The sequence below is a fragment of the Sulfitobacter sabulilitoris genome, from assembly GCF_005887615.1.
In the GTDB taxonomy this organism is placed as follows: Bacteria; Pseudomonadota; Alphaproteobacteria; order Rhodobacterales; family Rhodobacteraceae; genus Sulfitobacter_E; species Sulfitobacter_E sabulilitoris.
Map to the genome: position 1 here is coordinate 201,279 of NZ_VANS01000003.1, position 15,606 is coordinate 216,884.

Below are 15,606 nucleotides of genomic sequence, written 5' to 3' on the forward strand. Positions count from 1 at the left end.
GTCAGCACCCGCCCATGGCTTCGCAGATCCTCTGCCGATAGACGGCGTTCGCCTCGCTCTCCATCGGCGATTGCCGGGCTTGCTGCGCCACCGCCGGCGGTCTGCATTCAAGCGCATATGCGGGGTCCAACCCTTGGTTGACACACTCAGATATGTCCCAGCCCGGCGGAATGTCGGTCAGTTCGACGGTTTTCCATTTCGGATGACCCGTCGTCTGAAGTCGGTCGAAATTGGTCAGGACGATATTGACCAGATCCGACACCGCCTTGCAGCTTTCGCGGTGGTAGGCGTTGCGCTGCGGCGTGTAGTCGAAGGTCATCATCACCGCCTTGACCGCGACGAGATCGACTTTCTCTTGCTGAAACGGATAGGTCCCGGCGGGAATTTCGCTCTCGACATAGACCGCTCTCAGGGTGCTGTCCGTCAATGGCAGAAGGTGAAAGCGGCTGCTGTCGATCTCGTCGGTTTGAAACAGTTTGGTGGGGGCGCCCGCGACATAAAAGAACGCATCGATCTGACCGTCGAGAAGGGCCGCGAGCGAGGCCGTCGCGTCAATCGTCAAGCGCTCCGCGGGGCGGACCTCCGCAAGGTCGAGAACCAGCGAAGAGGTGAGGAAGGTGCCGCTGTTTTCACTGCCGATGGCGACCTTGCGGCCATTCAGGTCGTTCAGCGAGGTGATCTCGCGCCTGGCCAGCACGTGCACCTCTTCGTTGTAGAGCGGAAACGCGATGCGAACGCCGAAGATCGCGCGCGCGATTTCAGGATCGTTCTGCGAGAAGGTGCGCAGGTATTCCAGCACGTCGCTCTGGACGATACCGAACTGCGTGTTGACCCGGTTTCGCACGCCCAGAAAATTCTCGAGCGATCCCGCACTTTCGTTGATCGTATAGGTCAGGCCGCATTCGCCCGCGATTTGGCTGATGTCGCGCCCGATCTGGATATAGGTGCCCGACGGACCACCCGTCAGCACGTTCTTTTTGAATTCCTGCGCGGTCGCCACCCCCGTCAGCAGGATCGCAGCCAGACACACGGTGGATACCCATCTGAAAAACCGTTCCATATCTTCCCCCATCCTAAGAAATCTGCTTCAGCAGCCGCCAAATTCGCGCACCAGATAGACCAGCGTTTGCCGGTTGATCCGGTCCGACACCGTACGCAGCGCATCGACCGGGCAGGCCCCGTTGCTGAGCGCCTGCGCCACCTTTTGCCGGTCGCCCGCGGGTGCATCGCGCAACACCGGGGCCGCATCGACAATGGCCAGGTACACGGCCAGATCGGTCTCGCTTGCCACGGGCGCCGTCGACGGCGCGCCGGTGCCGGGGCTCGCCTGCGCGGCGGGCGACGCCTCGGACTGATCCGCCAGTGACGGACTGTCCGACCGCAGCGCCGCGCGTTGCTCGGCAAGGATGCTCACCGCGCTTTCCAGATCGGTCTTTTGCCCGGTCAGCGCCGCAATCTGCCTGTTGATCGCGTCGCGCATGTCGGTCAGCTCACCCAGCGTCTCACGCAGCGCTTCGACCCGGGTCTGATTGTCCTCGAGCGTCGCATCCAATGCGTCGATCCTGCCGCTGGCCTCGGTTATCCGCTGCTCAAGCGCACTTTGCTCCTGGGCCTTCTCAGCGACCGTTCGGTCCAGGGTGCGGCGCCTGTCTTCCAGGGATGCGATTTCGGTCAATAGCGATTGTTGCCGCGCCGCCAGGGCTTGTGTTTCGGATGTGAGTTCGCCCCGCCGCGATTCCTGTTCCTGCGCGGCCTGCGTGTTTCGTGCCGTCAGATCGGACTGCTCCTCTTTGGCGGCTTCGATGTCCTGTCTGATCCGGGCAAGGGCCGTTTCGGCATCCGATCGTGCCGCCTCGATCGCTGCAACGTCGGAATTCGCGCGCTCCAGCGCGGTCCGTTTGGCGGCGATCGCCTTTTCAAGCTTGTCCAGATCGTGCAACGCGGCCTGCGCCTGATCTATCTCGCCGGTCTTGGCCGCCAGTGTCTTCTCGGCCTGTGCGATTTGTTCGGACACGGCGCGCAGGCGGTCTTCGTCGGCGGCGATCTGCCGCTTCAGCGCCGCGGCGCGGGGGGCCGCCTGCGCCGTGATCTCGTCTGCCTTGCTCCCGGCCGATGCGATGATCTCTTCAGCCTGTTGCAGGTCCGCCTGTTTTGCCGCAAGCGCTGCGTCGAGCGCGTCCGCTTTCGCCCGCCGCTCCGCGAGGGCCGCTTCCGCCTCGCGCGTGCGGGTCAGCATATCCCCCAACGCGGCCTGTCGCATGCTCAATTCGGAGGAAAGCGCCGCGATGCGTTCCTCGACCTTCAGGGTCTTCTCGGCGGCCTGTGCGATGCGGGCGGACAGGGTCTGATCCTCCTGACGCAGGCGCGCGATCTTGGTCTCGAACGTCGTGTGTGCGGCGGTAACCCGGTCCAGTTCGGCACGCCGGGCGGCCAATGCTTCCGTCGCGGTGCGGGCTACCGATTGGGCCGTGTCGCGCTCTGCCATGGCGGCATCGCGCGCGGTTTTCAGGGCGGCAAGCTCCTGTTGGACGGCCTCGACCTCGGCCTGCGCCATTGCCTTGGCCTTGTCCATCGCGGCGAGGGTCGTTCGCCTTTCGGCATCGAGCGCGTTGACGACGCCCGCTAGCTCCCGTTGGCGGGCCGCCGCCTCATCGATCGCCTGTTGCAGATCGGCGAGTTCCGCGCGGCGCGCAGCCAGCGTCGTCTCGGTCTGCGCGATCTTCGCCTTCAGATCGTCGAGAAGTTCCGACGCCTCGACCGGTGCCTGCCGCTCGGCGGTAATCTTGTCGCGCAAGGTCTGCAACTCCGCGCTCAAAGCCTGCTTGCGGGCGGCGAGCCTGTCCACTTCGGCGCGGTCCGCCTCCTGTGCGGCGCGCAACGTCTCTGCCTCGGACCGGATGTCGTCCAACTGCGCGCCGGCATCGTCGAGGGCGGCCTCGAGACCGGATTTCTGCGCGCGCAGTTCGTCGATTTCGTCTTCGAGCGACAGGATCACCTGGCGCAGCCCCGCGGGGTCCGACGCGGGCACGTCGGAGAGGCTTGTCTGAGCTTGCGAGGCGGTTGGTTCTGCGGAGAGTAGAGCCGTAACAATAACTAACAACGCAGATACCTTGAAAATCTGCATATCCAGTGCCCTTGGAAGGGAAAAACGTGATCGCTACATGGTTTGAATCTACCAAAATCGGCGGCTTCTGTCGAGCGGCGCGGCAAAGCGGACACCCGTGGCATCCGCCTGCCGGGCCGGTCGCGGGCGCGCGCGCAGCGGTCGTCGTCGCCCGGCGGCAAGTGCGCGCGGCTTGGGCGAAACCCTGCAACGCCTGACCCTCAGACGATGAAATACGATGTGACCTTGCCGATGCCCTTGACGGTGTGTTCGCGTTCTTCCACCGTCTCGAGGTAGGTTCCCAGCGCGTCTTTCGTCGCTTTCGAGATCTGGATCTTTCCGGCGATCCCGGTGGATTCAAGCCTGCTGGCCAGATTGACGGTCTCGCCCCACACGTCATAGATCGAACGCTTTCGGCCGATCAGCCCTGCGATCACCGGACCGGAATGGACACCGATGCGAATTTGCAGTCCTTCCTTGCTGACTGCGCCGTCCGACATGGTTTTCAGGATGTCGCGGGCGAAATCCACGGCGATCCTCGCATGGTCCTCGCGCTGCGCGGGAATGCCGGACACCGCCATGTAGGCATCGCCGATGGTCTTGATCTTTTCGATGCTGTGCCGGGTGGCCAGATCGTCGAAGGCGGTAAAGATGTTCGACAATTCCCGCACCAGATCGCCCGCCTCCATCCGGGCGACCAGCGGGGTGAAATCGACGATATCGGCGAACACGATGGTCGCGCCGACGAACCGATCCGCGATCTGGGCCTCGCCCGCGTTCAGGCGCTGGATGATCGGGGCGGGCAGCATGGCATGCAGCAACGCATCCGCGCGGTCCTTTTCGAACTTGATCTCCTTGGTGAAGGCGCGTTCACGGGCGCGCCAGTGCGATCGTTCCAGACATGAATCGACCCGGGCGTGCAGCAGAACGGGGTCGATGGGTTTGGGCAGATAGTCATCGGCCCCGATGCTGATGCACCTCGCGATGGCGCCCGTCTCGTTCAGGCCCGACACCATGACCACGGGAATTTCGCGCCAATCGGGGTCGGCCTTGATCCGCTCCAGAACTTCGATGCCGTTCGTGTCGGGCATCAGGATGTCTAGCAGCACAAGATCGAACCGCTCCTCGCGCAGCGCGATGTAGGTTTCCCTTGCCGATCCGACGGCGCGCACGCTGCGGCCCCTGCGCTCCAGCAGGCGGGTCAGGATATCGCGGTTCGCCGGCTCGTCGTCGATGACGAGGATATGGCCCGTCAGATGCTGCCGGCCCGTATCGGAAATCGACAGGCTTTTCTCCAGACCGGCGGCGATCTGCTCCTCCTCGCCAAGGCTCAGGGCATCGTCGGTGCCCGCCTCGGGGTCGAACACCGCGTCGATCTGCACGGGCAGGCGGCGTGCCTCGTTCACCATCGCCCTGATGTCGCTGAGCGCCGAGGCGGGCAGGGCCCTCTCGAAATCCTCGAGCACCATTTCGCTATAGCCCAGGATCGCATTGATCGGCGACCGCAGTTCGTGGCGCAGCCTGGCCTGCGAGGCCTCGTCGGTGGCAATATCGTTCGACCGTGCGCTGAGCGATTGCACCATCTCGACCAGCCGGGCCGCCGCCAGTCCGATCCTGTCGAGATCGGCCAGGGCCTCTGCCGGGCCGACGCGGCGCACCTCTTCGATCAGCAGGGCGTGATAGCCTGAAATCGCCTCTGACGGTCCCATCAGCTTTTGGGAAATCCGTGTGGCGAGTGCCAGCTTATCTCTGTGTCGCTGCGGTGCCATGCATCCCTATCTGCCCAGCAGCCTGGTCATGATCTCCAGCAGGCCGGGCAATTCGATCGGTTTGGTGTAGAAATCGTCGCATCCGGCGGCCAAGGCCTTTTCGCGGTCGCTTGCCATCGCATGCGCGGTCAGCGCGACCACGGGAATGCCGCCGGTGTCCTCATGCGCCTTGATCTGGCGCGTGGCCTCCCATCCATCCATCACCGGCAGGCTCATATCCATCAGGATCAGGTCGGGCCTGATCGCGACGGCCTGTTCGAATCCCGCCTGGCCATCGCGCGCGACCGCGATTTCATAGCCTTTCCGCTTGAGCCGGCGCGACAGCATGTCGAGGTTCATGTCGTTGTCTTCCACGATCAGGATCGTTGCCATTCCGAAGTGTCCAATCTGTGTTAGGTCGCGTGCTGAATGTGCCGCTTGAGCGCGTCGAGCAGATCGCTGCGACCGGTTTCCCCCTTGCTGATCACCTCGCCGGCATGGGTCTTGAGCCATCCCATTTCCTCGCGCGTGAGGTCCTTGGACGTGAGGACGATCACCGGTAGATCCACCAGATCGTCCATCGCACGCACCGCCTTGAGGACATCGAAGCCATCGACATTTGGCATCATGATATCGAGCAGCATCAGGGTGGGCCGGTTCGTCCTGAGCAGGGCCAGCGCGCGTTTGCCGTCGGCGGCTTCGCTCACGCTCCACCCCTCGCGCGTCAGGATCCGTCGCAGCAGGTTCCGCGTGGCGGCGTCGTCATCTACGATCAGGACGTTCTTGTCGCGCGACCCGGCAACGCTTTCGAGTGTCCGGATCAGGGTCTCCGGCTCAACCGGTTTGGTCAGATGTTCGACCGCGCCAAAGGCCAGCCCCATGTCGCGATCGGCCAGAATCGTGGCAAGGATCACGGGCGTTTCGCACAGCACCGGGTCGGATTTTATTTCCCTGAGCACGGACCAGCCATCCCGCTCGGGCATGATGATGTCGAGCAGGATCGCATCGGGCGCATGGTCACGCGCCATCCTGAGGCCGGTCGCGGCGTTTTCGGCCATAAGGACGTCGTAGCCGCCGCTGCGCACAATGCGGGCCAGTTCCGCGCGCGACGCGGCCTCGTCATCCACGATCAGGATCCGCCCGAGCCCCGAACCGCCGGGTGCCGCGTCCTGCGCGCGTGCGGCGGCGTCCCGCGATCCGAACGCCGCAGGAATTTCGAACGAAAAGGTCGATCCGACGCCTTGCTTGCTTTCGACCGTGATCTGACCGCCCATCATCCGGGTGAATTGCTGGGCAATCGCAAGGCCAAGCCCGGTGCCGCCGAAATTCCGTGTCGTCGATTGATCGGCCTGCACGAACGCCTGGAACAGCTTCTCGCTCTGCTTTGGCGTCATCCCGATGCCGTTGTCGCGCACCGCGAAACTGAAACAATCGGTCTGCGCCCGGCGCACCCGTGACACGCTCAGTTCGATCCTGCCGTTCGTCGTGAACTTGGCCGCGTTGGACAAGAGGTTGAACAGGTTCTGCCGCAGCTTCGTCTTGTCGGTCTCGATGATGTCGTCCTTCAGGTCGATGGTCAGGACAAGTTCGTTGCCGTTCTTGGCCACCAGGGGCATGACGGTGCTGCCCACCTCCTCCAGCAACGGGCGCAGCGCGAAGGTCTCGGCGAAGACCTCCATCTTGCCGGCTTCGATCTTCGACAGGTCCAGCACGTCGTTGATCAAGGTCAGCAGGTGCCGGCCCGAACTCATGATCTTTTCAAGATCTTCCGTAGCGTTTTCCAATCCCATGTCCTGCGCGTCTTCGGACAGCATTTCGCTGTAGCCGATGATGGCATTCAGCGGGGTGCGCAATTCGTGGCTCATCGAGGCGAGGAACTGGCTCTTGGCGGAACTGGCCGCGATGGCCTGTTCATTGGCGGCCTCCAGTTGCGACTGCTTTTCCTTCAGGTCGGAAATGTCGCTGTAGACGCCGACGGTGCCGCCATCGGGCGTCTTGCGCTTTGACACCTGTATCCACGCGCCGCCGATCCGCACCTCCTGCCGGCTTCCGTCCAGAACCCTGTGGCGATCCATCTTGTCGCGGATCCACGCCTCACCGTCCATGCCTTGGGTGTCCACCACCCCTCGGGCCACCTGAAGTTCGAGGATCTGCCGGAACCCGGTACCGGGTTCGAGGATGTCGGCGACATGGGAAAAGATGTGGCGAAACCGCTCGTTGACCAGCACCAGCCGGTCTTGGGCATCGAACAGCGCAAAGCCGTCGGGGATCGTTTCGATCGCGGTCAGGATGGTGTTGCGCTGCGCGCGGGCTTCCTCCTCCAGAACCCGCCGCTCCTCCTGGCTGTCGCGCAGCGCCCGCAGCGCCTGCGACATCCGGCCCAGTTCATCCCGGCCTTCGGGCGGCAGATCGACATCGCGATTGCCCCGGATCAGGCCGGTGATCGCGGTGTTGATCGCATGCATCGGCACAACGATCGACCGCAGCGCCCGCCAGGTCAGCAGCGCGCCCGCGATGACGATGACGGCGCAGGCGGCGATGGCGCGGTTCAGCGCCGACCGCGCGGCCTCGGTCGCCTCTTTGCTGGTCTGGTCCGCCCGGCTCGACAGATCCGCGACAAGGCGCGTCAGCGTCTCGTCCACCGCGTCGCTGGCCGACCGCGCCTGCGCCAGCCGCGTGTTGCCCAGCACCCTGTTGCCGTCGGTATAGGCATCCGCCGCCTTCAGCGCGGTGGTATAGTAGGCCTCGGTCTGGTCGCGGACGGTCGCGGCCGCCTCGGGCGCGAAGTCCTCCAGCGCCTCGAGGCTCCGGTCCAACTTGGCCCTCGCCTCGTTGGCGCGCCGCTCCGACAGGGTTAGCAAACTGACCGACAGATCCGTCATCCAATAGCGCATTTCGCCAAAGTGGCGATCGGCGGCGCCCGCGATCTCGAGCCTGTGGAACCCTTCGTTGGCGCCCTGGATCCGGCTTTGGTTGCGGATCAGATCATAGGCCATCACCATCGTGCTTGCGACCAGCGTCAACAGCAGCGCCGCCGACAGCGACCCGATGCGCACCGGGATCGTGTTCTCCGACAGCCATCGCCAGCGCGTCTTGACGTCGGCCTGATCGGTCATTTGTACAAGGTGATGCTGATGGCCCCGGCAAGTTCTCCCAGGCGTCCGCCTTCCTTTGGAAAGCCGGTGACGTCGGTTTCCCCGGCGGGCGACCCGTGACAGACAAGACAGGATTGGGAATAATATTCGGGGATGAGCATTCGGAACGCCGGTTGCCCCGACACGGTCGTTTCCTCGAAAAAGGCGTCGCCTACCGGCCAGCCGGGTGTCTTGAACTTGTCCTCGATCACCCCGTTCTCCCAATCGTCGGGACGCGCCTTGCGGTTGCGCACAAGCGCCTTCGGGGCCGTGACTTTGACCACCGCCTCGGTCGCCATGTCGGCGGCGAATTTCTCGTTCACCAGGCGCGCGAACACCGCCGGGATGAACCCCTTGAATTCCAGACCTTCGGCGTTGATGATTTCCTGGTTCTCCTCGATGACCTCGATCATCGCGTTCAATTGCGTCTCGATCAGCCTGCGGGTCTCGGGGTCCGATGCTTCCTCCAGCGGCGGCTCGCCGTTCTTCTGGACGTAGGTGGCGATCACCTGGCGATAGAATTCCTCGCCGGTCAGGCCCTTGTCGCCGATCCCCGCGTTGTTGATCAGCGACTGATTGTTGGACACAACATTGCGCCCCGCGCGCAAGACGGCGGCCAGACGATTGCCCGTCTCGACATCCTGCGCGCTTTGCGCATGCCCCGGATCGGGACTGCCGAACCACAGCGCGGCAAGAATGACGGGCAAGACACCCCCAAAGACCTTCATGGCAAATACCCCCTGCGACAAATCTTCAAATAAAAATGGATGCGCAAGGATAGCAAAATGAGGGCGATCTGTCTGGATCAATCGAAGACTGGCACGACAGCCGCGCAAGACTTTGCAGACCTTGGGAAAAACACGTGACGGCGGGCGGCGTGCCGGGGGCCACGGACCCGCATTGCGCGCAAAACCCATGCCATTCGCGCGCCCACGCGCGCCCGGATCGGCCTGACCGCGCGATCACAAAGTTGTGGGGCCCGTCGCGCCCCGCGTCACTTGCCCAAGGACCGCACCCGGATAGATATTGATATGGACTGTGCAGCTAGGGCCGGGATCGGCCCCAGGTGCAAGATGGTTTCAACAGTTCACACAGGAGAGACCGACATGATCCCACACCCAATCACACGCCGCCGCCTGTTGGTCGCGGGCGCAGCCACCGCGGGGGCCGCCTTGGTCACCGGCGGCTCGGGTCTGTTTGCCCCGGCACGCGCGCAGGGCGTCGCGCCGACGCCGACGATGCGCGGCGGATCGAACAACTACCGTCCCGGCGCGCCGATCGTCGACCGCATCGGCGGCGGCGGCTTTTGGATGACCGGCAGGGTGCGCCGCGCGGGCGACGGTGCCCCGTTGCAGGGCGTGCGCATCCAGATCTGGGCTCACACGACCGAAGGGCACGAACGCGATCCGCACAGCCACGGCGCCACACTCACCGGTGCGGACGGCGTGTTCCGGCTGGAGATGCCGCAGATCGTTCCCGCCTTTGGCCAGCCGCATGGTCATCTTGCCTATGACGGGGACGGAGAGCCGTTTCAGACCGTGTTCCTGCGCCCCGTGATGCCGCGCGCAAGCGATACGACCCTGCATGCGGATTTCGTGCTTCAGCCGGCCTGATCATGAAGCCGGCCATCCGCGCGATCCTGATCTGGGCCGTCCTCGGGGGGGCCATCGCCGTGCCGATGGCGGTCGCCATGACCAGTCCGCTGCTGGCGTGGCGGGACCCGATCTATATCGGGGCCGGGGTGGCGGGGGTGGTCGCGCTGGCCCTGATCCTCGTGCAGCCTCTGCTGGCGGGCGGGTATCTGCCGGGGCTGCCCCTGCGGCGCGGACGGCACGTGCATCGTTGGACCGGCAGCCTGCTGGTGGCGGCCGTGGTGGCGCATGTCGCGGGCCTGTGGCTGACCAGTCCGCCCGATGTGATCGACGCGCTTCTGTTCACGTCGCCAACGCCGTTTTCGGCCTGGGGCGTCGTCGCGATGTGGGCGCTCTTCGCTGCCGCCCTGCTGGCCGGGCTGCGTTGGCCGCTGCGCATCCGGCCACGGTTTTGGCGGCTCGGTCATTCCGCACTCGTGGCGGTTGTCGTCCTGGGCAGCGTCGCGCATGCGATGCTGGTCGAAGGCACGATGGGCACGGCATCCAAGGCGGTGCTGTGCGTGCTCGCGCTGATGGCCACGGCCAAGGCATTGATCGATCTGCGCGCCTGGGTACTGGTGCGGCGACTGCGAAGCTGAGCGCCGCGCGCCGCCTCTGAACAGGGCGGCCATGGGTCAGGGCGCGGCGTGAGGGCGGCGTTCATTCGCCAAAAGGCCGCAGATCACGATGATCCCTGCGCCGGCCAGCTCGCGGGGGGTCGCGACCTCGGCAAAGACGACGTAACCGATCGTCAGCGCAAACAGGATCCGCGCATAGGGAAACGTGGCAAGCCCGGACACTTCGCCAAAGCGATAGGCCTCGACGGTCAGCAGCATCCCCAGCGTGGCAAGAGACCCCGCCACGAGCAGCAGCGCCACATCGCCCATCGGCAGGTTGGTCCAGCCCGCCACCGCGCCTGGCAGCGTCCCGAGACTTGCCACCAGACCGATCCAGACCATGATGGTCGCGGTGTGTTCGGTGCGCGCCAGCACCCGGTTCTGAAAAATCAGGATCGCCGCCGCCAGTGCCGAGCCAAGACCCAAGAGCACACCCGGCTTTACATCGAAGCTTTGCGCGCCGCTGGCGAGGACCACGCCCAGAAACCCGAAAGCCGTGGTCGCCGCGCGCATCATCCCGATCTTTTCGCCAAGAACGACGGGGGCCATGACGACCACGAAAAGCGATGTGCTGAAGGTCAACGTCGTCGCAAGCGCCAGGTCGAGGGTCTGAAAGCTGGCATAGTAAAGCCACCAGCAGACCAGGCTGGTCAGCCCGCGCAGCACCAGCATCGGCCAGTTGCCCGAGCGAAACAGCGTCGGGCGGCGGCATCCGATCCACAGCGCGACGATGACCAGCTGACAGGCGGAGCGGAAAAAGATGATCTGGGCAAAGGCGACCTCCGGCGACAGGAACCGCAAAACGCTCACGTCCGCCGTGAACACGGCCGCGGCCAAGAGCAGCAGAGCCGCGCCGTAGCGGTTGTCGACAGGGGCCTGTCCGCTCATGCGCGGCGATACGGGGCAAAGTCGGCGACCTGCGAAAGCGCGATCTGCCGCAGGATCTGCACCCAGGCGGCAAGGCCCTCCGCGATCGAGGAAACCCTGAAGAATTCATTGGGCGCATGAAAGTTTTCGTCCGACAGCGCGAAGGAGAACATCACCGTATCGAGACCCAGCACACGGTCCACGATCTCGGTCAGCGGCAAGGAGGCGCCGATCCGGACCCTGAGCGGGGTCTGGCCCGTGGTATGGCGCAAGGCGGCGATGGCCGCGGCCAACAAGGGGTGATCGGGCGGCAGGGTGTAGGCGCCGGTCGCACCGGTGTCGCCAGATACCTCCAGCGTGGCATGGGCCGGAAGCAGTGCCTCGAGGTGCGCGATGACCGCCTGCTTCGCGGCCTCCGGATCCTGCCCCGGAACCAGGCGCATCGTCAGCTTGGCAAAGGCTTCGTGCGGGATCACGGTCTTGGAGCCGGCCCCGGTGTAGCCGCCCCACATGCCATTCACATCCAGCGTTGGCCGCATCCAGAGCCGTTCGAGGGTCGAATACCCGGCCTCGCCGTGCGGCTGCGCCGATAGCGGCGTGAAAAAGCCGGGGTCGCTGAACGGGATCGCGTCCAGGCCGTCGCGTTCGGCCGCTGTCGGCTCTGCCACGCCGTCGTAGAATCCCGCCGCCGCGATGCGCCCATCGGGGTGGTGCAGGCCGGCCACGAGCGTGGACAGCACATGCAACGGATTGGCGACGATCCCGCCGTACCGCCCCGAGTGCAGATCCGGCCCGGCGGTCCGGACCCGGATTTCGAAACCGGCGTTTCCGCGCGATCCGACATTCACCGCCAGCAGGTCGGGCCGCCACCGCGCGCCATCGGCCGACAACACCGCATCCGCGGCCAGAAGCGCGCGGTGCCTGTCCAGAATGCCGGGCAGGGATGGCGAACCGGTTTCCTCTTCGCCTTCGATCAGCAGCTTGACGTTTACGGGCAGCTTGCCCTCGACCGCGACAAAGGCGGCCAGCGCCTCGAGCGCGATCAGCATCGGCCCCTTGTCGTCCGACACGCCCCGGCCATAGATCCGGCCATCCCGTTCCTCCGGCTCGAAAGCGGGTGACTGCCATTCGTCCATCGGATCGGGCGGTTGCACGTCGTAATGGGCATAGACCAGGATGGTGGGCTTGCCGGGGGCGTCCTGGCGTTGCGCGAAAATTGCCGGCTGTCCGGTTCGTGTGGCCGGCGTCAGTCGCTGGCGGTCTTTGAACCCCATCGCGTCGAGCCGGGCCTCGATGATCCGGCGCGCGTCCTCCATGCCCTGTGCCATGGCCGGGTCCGCGCCGACGGACGGGCAGGCGGCCAGTGCCTTCAGCGCATCGACGAGATGTCTCTGGCGATCAAGCGCATGCGCGAGGACTTGGTCGGTCATGGCGTGTCTCTTCAGGTTATGCCGCCATCGACGCCGAGGATCTGGCCGGTGATCCAGCCGGCGTCGTCGGAGGTCAGAAAGGCGGCGGCGGCGGCGATGTCTTCGGGCGTGCCCAGCCTGCGGGTATGGATGCGGCCGATCAGCTGTGCCTGGCCATCCGGGCCGTAGGCTTCCCACTGGCGGCGCGTGGCGGGGTTGGACAGGACAAACCCCGGCGCGATGGAATTCACCGTGATCCCGTGGCGGCCCAACTCAAGGCTCAGCTGTTTGGTCAGCCCGACCAGCGCGTGCTTGGCCGCGGTATAGGCGTGAATACCCGTCAGGCTGGGCCGCAGCCCCGCGCCGGAGCTGATCGTAACGATCCGGCCCCAGCCCGCGGCTTTCATCGCCGGCACCAGCGCCTGCGTCAGATAGAGCGTCGCATCCACGTTGACGGCGAAAATGCGGTGCCAGGCATCTGGCTCGACGTCCTCCAGCGGGGTGCCGACCTGGTTGCACACGCCGCCTGCCGCATTGACCAGCATCGCGGGCGCGCCGTGATCGGTGACAAGGCGGTCGCGCAGCGCCCGCACGGCCCCCGGATCGCCAAGATCGGCGGCGATGGCTGGCAGGCCCAGCCGGTCGGCCGCCGCGTCGAGCGCGCCGCCCGGCAGATCGGTCACGACGACCCGCGCGCCGTCCGCCGCCAGGCGTGCGGCGATGGCCGCCCCGATGCCGCCGATGACGCCGGTGACCAGGGCGGTGCGGGCGCTCATCCCAACACCCTGGTCAGTTCGTGGAAGGTTTCTTGCGACATTTCGCGGCGCCCGTCCTCGATGTCGTGGATGAGGTCGACCAGCCTGCGCAGAAGCGGCGTGTCGATGCCGTGGCCCGCCGCGATCTGCGCCACCGCGCCGACCTGCGGGTCGACTTCGGTCTTGCGTTTGCGCACCGCCAGATCGCGATAGATACCGGTATGGGTCTTGGCGGTCGTGGAATTGAACAGCGCCAGATCGGCAAGGCACTGGCGGGCGGCGGCGTCCTCCGAACCCGGCAGGAAGGCGGAGGGCTCAAAGCCGTTGAAGGGCCGCGGGGTGACACCTTCGGCCACGGCGGTGCGCATCACCTCGCGCGCCAGACCGATCAAGGCAGGACCCCGCGCCGGATCGGCGAAATTGACGGTCATGCTGTCGTGGGTCAACGCCGTGGCGAACAGCATCGCGCCATACCCCAGCTTGCCCCAGAGATAGGCCCAGATGTCGTCGGTCAGGACGGCGTCGGGCTCGAAGATCTGCAGCAGGTCGAACATCTCGGTGGTGCGTGGCCGCGGGCTGCCGTCGATCTCTCCCACCACGACGGCGCCGCGGTTGCCGAACAGGATACGGCCCGGCCCGATCCAGTCGGCCCCGTAGTTGACGAAGGCGCCCATGGTGCGCCCGGCGCCGACGGCGTGGGCGATCACCCGTTCGTTCAACCCGTTCTGCGCCGACAGCACGAAACCATCCTCGGCCAGGTGCGGCATCAGCTGCGCCAGCGCCGCTTCGGTCGCCTGCGCTTTGACGGCAAGCACGATCCGGCCATAGCGCCCCTCGAGCTGGTCGGGCGTGACGCAAGGCACGGTCTGGGTGAACGTCTCCACGGGTCCTTCGATGGACAAGCCGTCGGTCGAGCAGGCCTGCGCATGGTCGGCCACGATATCGACCATCTGCACCGGCACACCGGCCCGCGCCCAGTAGGCGCCCAGAATGCCGCCGATGGCGCCCGCGCCCCAGATCAGAACCGGTTCAGCCATTGCCAAGCTCCGGCCAGGGGCCTTCTAGCGCGGCGCGAGTCTCCGCCACGCCGGTGTCCCATATCGCCTGCATGTCCTCGTTGGGACGCTGCCAGCGGCCGCCGAACGATCCGTCGCCAAGCACCTCGCGCGCCAGCGCGGGCGCAGAGGCCTTCATCAACGCCATGTCCACCATCGGTTTCTCGCCCTCCGGAGCAGGGGCATGCGCAAGCCGCGTCCAGGGGAAATTCTCCATCCAGTTGGCGTGCGATCCGGTCGTGTCGATGGATTGCGCGGTGGCCCAGGTCTGGGGCGCGTTCCACCAATTGTGAAACTTGATCGAAAGATCGCCATGCTCCGCCATCAGTTCCTGCGCCAGGGCGCCCACCGGGTTGTTCCCGCCGTGCCCGTTGACGATCAGGATGCGGCGGAAGCCGGCGCGCCGCAGCGACGCGACGATGTCGCGGATCACCGCCATCAGCGTCTCGACCCGCAGGCAGATCGTACCGGGATAGGCGTTGAAGTAGGGCGCAAGCCCGTAAGGCATGACCGGAAAGACCGGAACATCGAGCGGCCGCGCCGCGTCGCCGGCGACCTTTTCGGCCAAAATCATGTCGACACAGAGCGACAGTTGCGCATGTTGTTCGGTCGAGCCGATGGGAAGGATGCAGCGCGGATCGCGGGCGGCGGCCGCCTCGACGTCGCGCCAGTTCATATCGGCCACATTCATGTCACTGTCCTTTCCGTTCGTTCAGTTTGTGGGTCCTGCTTCGGGCGGCAGACCGCCGGCCCAGTCGTTTGCGGCGATGACGACCTTCGACATCAGCTCAAAGAGCATCTGGCGTTCGCCCTGCGACAGGGCCGTCAGCATCCGCTGCTCCTGCGCCGCAAAGGCGGGCAGCGTCTCGTTGAACAGCGCCCGGCCCTTGTCCGACAGATGCAGCGCCTGCTTGCGCCCGCCGCCAGGGGTCTTGCTGCGCGCCTCGATCAAGCCCATCAACTCAAGCCGCTTGATCGCACGGCTGAGCGTGTTCTTGGGAAACCCCGATGTGCGCGAGATATCACGCGCGCTGCCGCCATCCGCCAACGCCAGCGAATACAGCACGACATACTCGGGCCGCTTGAGCCCGTAGGTGTCATGTATCCAGTTGTAGAGCGGCGTGTTGTAAAGCAGCGCCAGGTAGTTGATGCGAAACGTGAAGGGGCAGGGGTTGTCCCATAACTTCGCCTCCAGCATGTCGGGGCCCGGCCCGTTGTCGGGTTTGCCGAAGTCTTGATCACACGCGGTCTGCGGGCCCGACATATCTGCGCTAATCCCCTGCTTCA

Annotated in this window: 14 protein-coding genes; 2 read left to right on the forward strand and 12 right to left on the reverse strand. The window is 65.4% G+C overall.

Going from position 1 to position 15,606, the window contains the following annotated elements; all coding sequences use genetic code 11:
* Position 1: 1 nt before the first annotated feature.
* From FDT80_RS13245 to FDT80_RS13270, 6 genes are all read right to left on the reverse strand, one after another.
* Positions 2–1,060: a TAXI family TRAP transporter solute-binding subunit gene (locus FDT80_RS13245; RefSeq protein WP_138662783.1), complete on the reverse strand. Its 1,059-nt coding sequence runs from the start codon at positions 1,058–1,060 to the stop codon at positions 2–4.
* Between the two features lie 27 nt (positions 1,061–1,087).
* Positions 1,088–3,124, reverse strand: a complete 2,037-nt coding sequence (locus FDT80_RS13250) for a coiled-coil domain-containing protein (protein ID WP_138662784.1) — start codon at positions 3,122–3,124, stop codon at positions 1,088–1,090.
* Between the two features lie 200 nt (positions 3,125–3,324).
* Positions 3,325–4,872, reverse strand: a complete 1,548-nt coding sequence (locus tag FDT80_RS13255) for an adenylate/guanylate cyclase domain-containing protein (protein WP_138662785.1) — start codon at positions 4,870–4,872, stop codon at positions 3,325–3,327.
* Between the two features lie 6 nt (positions 4,873–4,878).
* Positions 4,879–5,244 carry a response regulator gene (locus tag FDT80_RS13260; RefSeq protein WP_138662786.1) on the reverse strand — a complete coding sequence of 122 codons (366 nt, stop codon included), beginning with the start codon at positions 5,242–5,244 and terminating at the stop codon, positions 4,879–4,881.
* Positions 5,245–5,264: 20 nt separating this feature from the next.
* On the reverse strand, positions 5,265–7,967 hold the full coding sequence (locus tag FDT80_RS13265; protein ID WP_138662787.1) for a response regulator: 2,703 nt from the start codon (positions 7,965–7,967) through the stop codon (positions 5,265–5,267).
* Complete coding sequence (locus tag FDT80_RS13270; RefSeq protein ID WP_138662788.1) at positions 7,964–8,713, reverse strand: Tll0287-like domain-containing protein; 750 nt, start codon at positions 8,711–8,713, stop codon at positions 7,964–7,966. The genes FDT80_RS13265 and FDT80_RS13270 overlap by 4 nt, the downstream gene beginning before the upstream one ends.
* Before the next feature lie 378 nt (positions 8,714–9,091).
* Here FDT80_RS13270 and FDT80_RS13275 point away from each other — a divergent pair, with 378 nt between their 5' ends.
* Both FDT80_RS13275 and FDT80_RS13280 read left to right on the forward strand, forming a co-directional pair.
* Positions 9,092–9,598 carry a peptidase associated/transthyretin-like domain-containing protein gene (locus FDT80_RS13275; RefSeq protein WP_138662789.1) on the forward strand — a complete coding sequence of 169 codons (507 nt, stop codon included), beginning with the start codon at positions 9,092–9,094 and terminating at the stop codon, positions 9,596–9,598.
* A 2-nt stretch (positions 9,599–9,600) separates the two neighbouring features.
* Complete coding sequence (locus tag FDT80_RS13280) at positions 9,601–10,215, forward strand: ferric reductase-like transmembrane domain-containing protein (RefSeq protein ID WP_138662790.1); 615 nt, start codon at positions 9,601–9,603, stop codon at positions 10,213–10,215.
* Between the two features lie 36 nt (positions 10,216–10,251).
* On the opposite strand, the gene FDT80_RS13285 is transcribed toward FDT80_RS13280, so the two are convergent.
* The 6 genes from FDT80_RS13285 to FDT80_RS13310 are packed head-to-tail and all read right to left on the reverse strand — an operon-like array spanning position 10,252 to position 15,583.
* Positions 10,252–11,121 (reverse strand): DMT family transporter, encoded by an 870-nt coding sequence (locus FDT80_RS13285; protein ID WP_138662791.1) that lies wholly within the window; start codon positions 11,119–11,121, stop codon positions 10,252–10,254.
* A complete protein-coding gene (locus FDT80_RS13290; protein ID WP_138662792.1) occupies positions 11,118–12,530 on the reverse strand; it encodes a M20/M25/M40 family metallo-hydrolase in 1,413 nt (470 codons plus the stop codon). The genes FDT80_RS13285 and FDT80_RS13290 overlap by 4 nt, the downstream gene beginning before the upstream one ends.
* An 11-nt stretch (positions 12,531–12,541) precedes the next feature.
* Entirely contained in the window at positions 12,542–13,285 is a 744-nt protein-coding gene (locus tag FDT80_RS13295; RefSeq protein ID WP_138662793.1) for an SDR family NAD(P)-dependent oxidoreductase, read from the reverse strand.
* Positions 13,282–14,301, reverse strand: a complete 1,020-nt coding sequence (locus FDT80_RS13300; RefSeq protein WP_138662794.1) for a ketopantoate reductase family protein — start codon at positions 14,299–14,301, stop codon at positions 13,282–13,284. Before FDT80_RS13300 ends, FDT80_RS13295 begins: the two co-directional genes overlap by 4 nt.
* Positions 14,294–15,010 carry a creatininase family protein gene (locus tag FDT80_RS13305; RefSeq protein ID WP_138662795.1) on the reverse strand — a complete coding sequence of 239 codons (717 nt, stop codon included), beginning with the start codon at positions 15,008–15,010 and terminating at the stop codon, positions 14,294–14,296. Before FDT80_RS13305 ends, FDT80_RS13300 begins: the two co-directional genes overlap by 8 nt.
* A 21-nt stretch (positions 15,011–15,031) precedes the next feature.
* Positions 15,032–15,583, reverse strand: a complete 552-nt coding sequence (locus FDT80_RS13310) for a MarR family winged helix-turn-helix transcriptional regulator (protein WP_138662796.1) — start codon at positions 15,581–15,583, stop codon at positions 15,032–15,034.
* Positions 15,584–15,606: the final 23 nt, after the last annotated feature.

Coding starts and splice junctions, on each gene's coding strand:
- FDT80_RS13245 (WP_138662783.1), bottom strand. CDS start 1,060: ATGGAACGGTTTTTCAGATGGGTATCCACCGTGTGTCTGGCTGCGATC.
- FDT80_RS13250 (WP_138662784.1), bottom strand. CDS start 3,124: ATGCAGATTTTCAAGGTATCTGCGTTGTTAGTTATTGTTACGGCTCTA.
- FDT80_RS13255 (WP_138662785.1), bottom strand. CDS start 4,872: ATGGCACCGCAGCGACACAGAGATAAGCTGGCACTCGCCACACGGATT.
- FDT80_RS13260 (WP_138662786.1), bottom strand. CDS start 5,244: ATGGCAACGATCCTGATCGTGGAAGACAACGACATGAACCTCGACATG.
- FDT80_RS13265 (WP_138662787.1), bottom strand. CDS start 7,967: ATGACCGATCAGGCCGACGTCAAGACGCGCTGGCGATGGCTGTCGGAG.
- FDT80_RS13270 (WP_138662788.1), bottom strand. CDS start 8,713: ATGAAGGTCTTTGGGGGTGTCTTGCCCGTCATTCTTGCCGCGCTGTGG.
- FDT80_RS13275 (WP_138662789.1), top strand. CDS start 9,092: ATGATCCCACACCCAATCACACGCCGCCGCCTGTTGGTCGCGGGCGCA.
- FDT80_RS13280 (WP_138662790.1), top strand. CDS start 9,601: ATGAAGCCGGCCATCCGCGCGATCCTGATCTGGGCCGTCCTCGGGGGG.
- FDT80_RS13285 (WP_138662791.1), bottom strand. CDS start 11,121: ATGAGCGGACAGGCCCCTGTCGACAACCGCTACGGCGCGGCTCTGCTG.
- FDT80_RS13290 (WP_138662792.1), bottom strand. CDS start 12,530: ATGACCGACCAAGTCCTCGCGCATGCGCTTGATCGCCAGAGACATCTC.
- FDT80_RS13295 (WP_138662793.1), bottom strand. CDS start 13,285: ATGAGCGCCCGCACCGCCCTGGTCACCGGCGTCATCGGCGGCATCGGG.
- FDT80_RS13300 (WP_138662794.1), bottom strand. CDS start 14,301: ATGGCTGAACCGGTTCTGATCTGGGGCGCGGGCGCCATCGGCGGCATT.
- FDT80_RS13305 (WP_138662795.1), bottom strand. CDS start 15,010: ATGAATGTGGCCGATATGAACTGGCGCGACGTCGAGGCGGCCGCCGCC.
- FDT80_RS13310 (WP_138662796.1), bottom strand. CDS start 15,583: ATGTCGGGCCCGCAGACCGCGTGTGATCAAGACTTCGGCAAACCCGAC.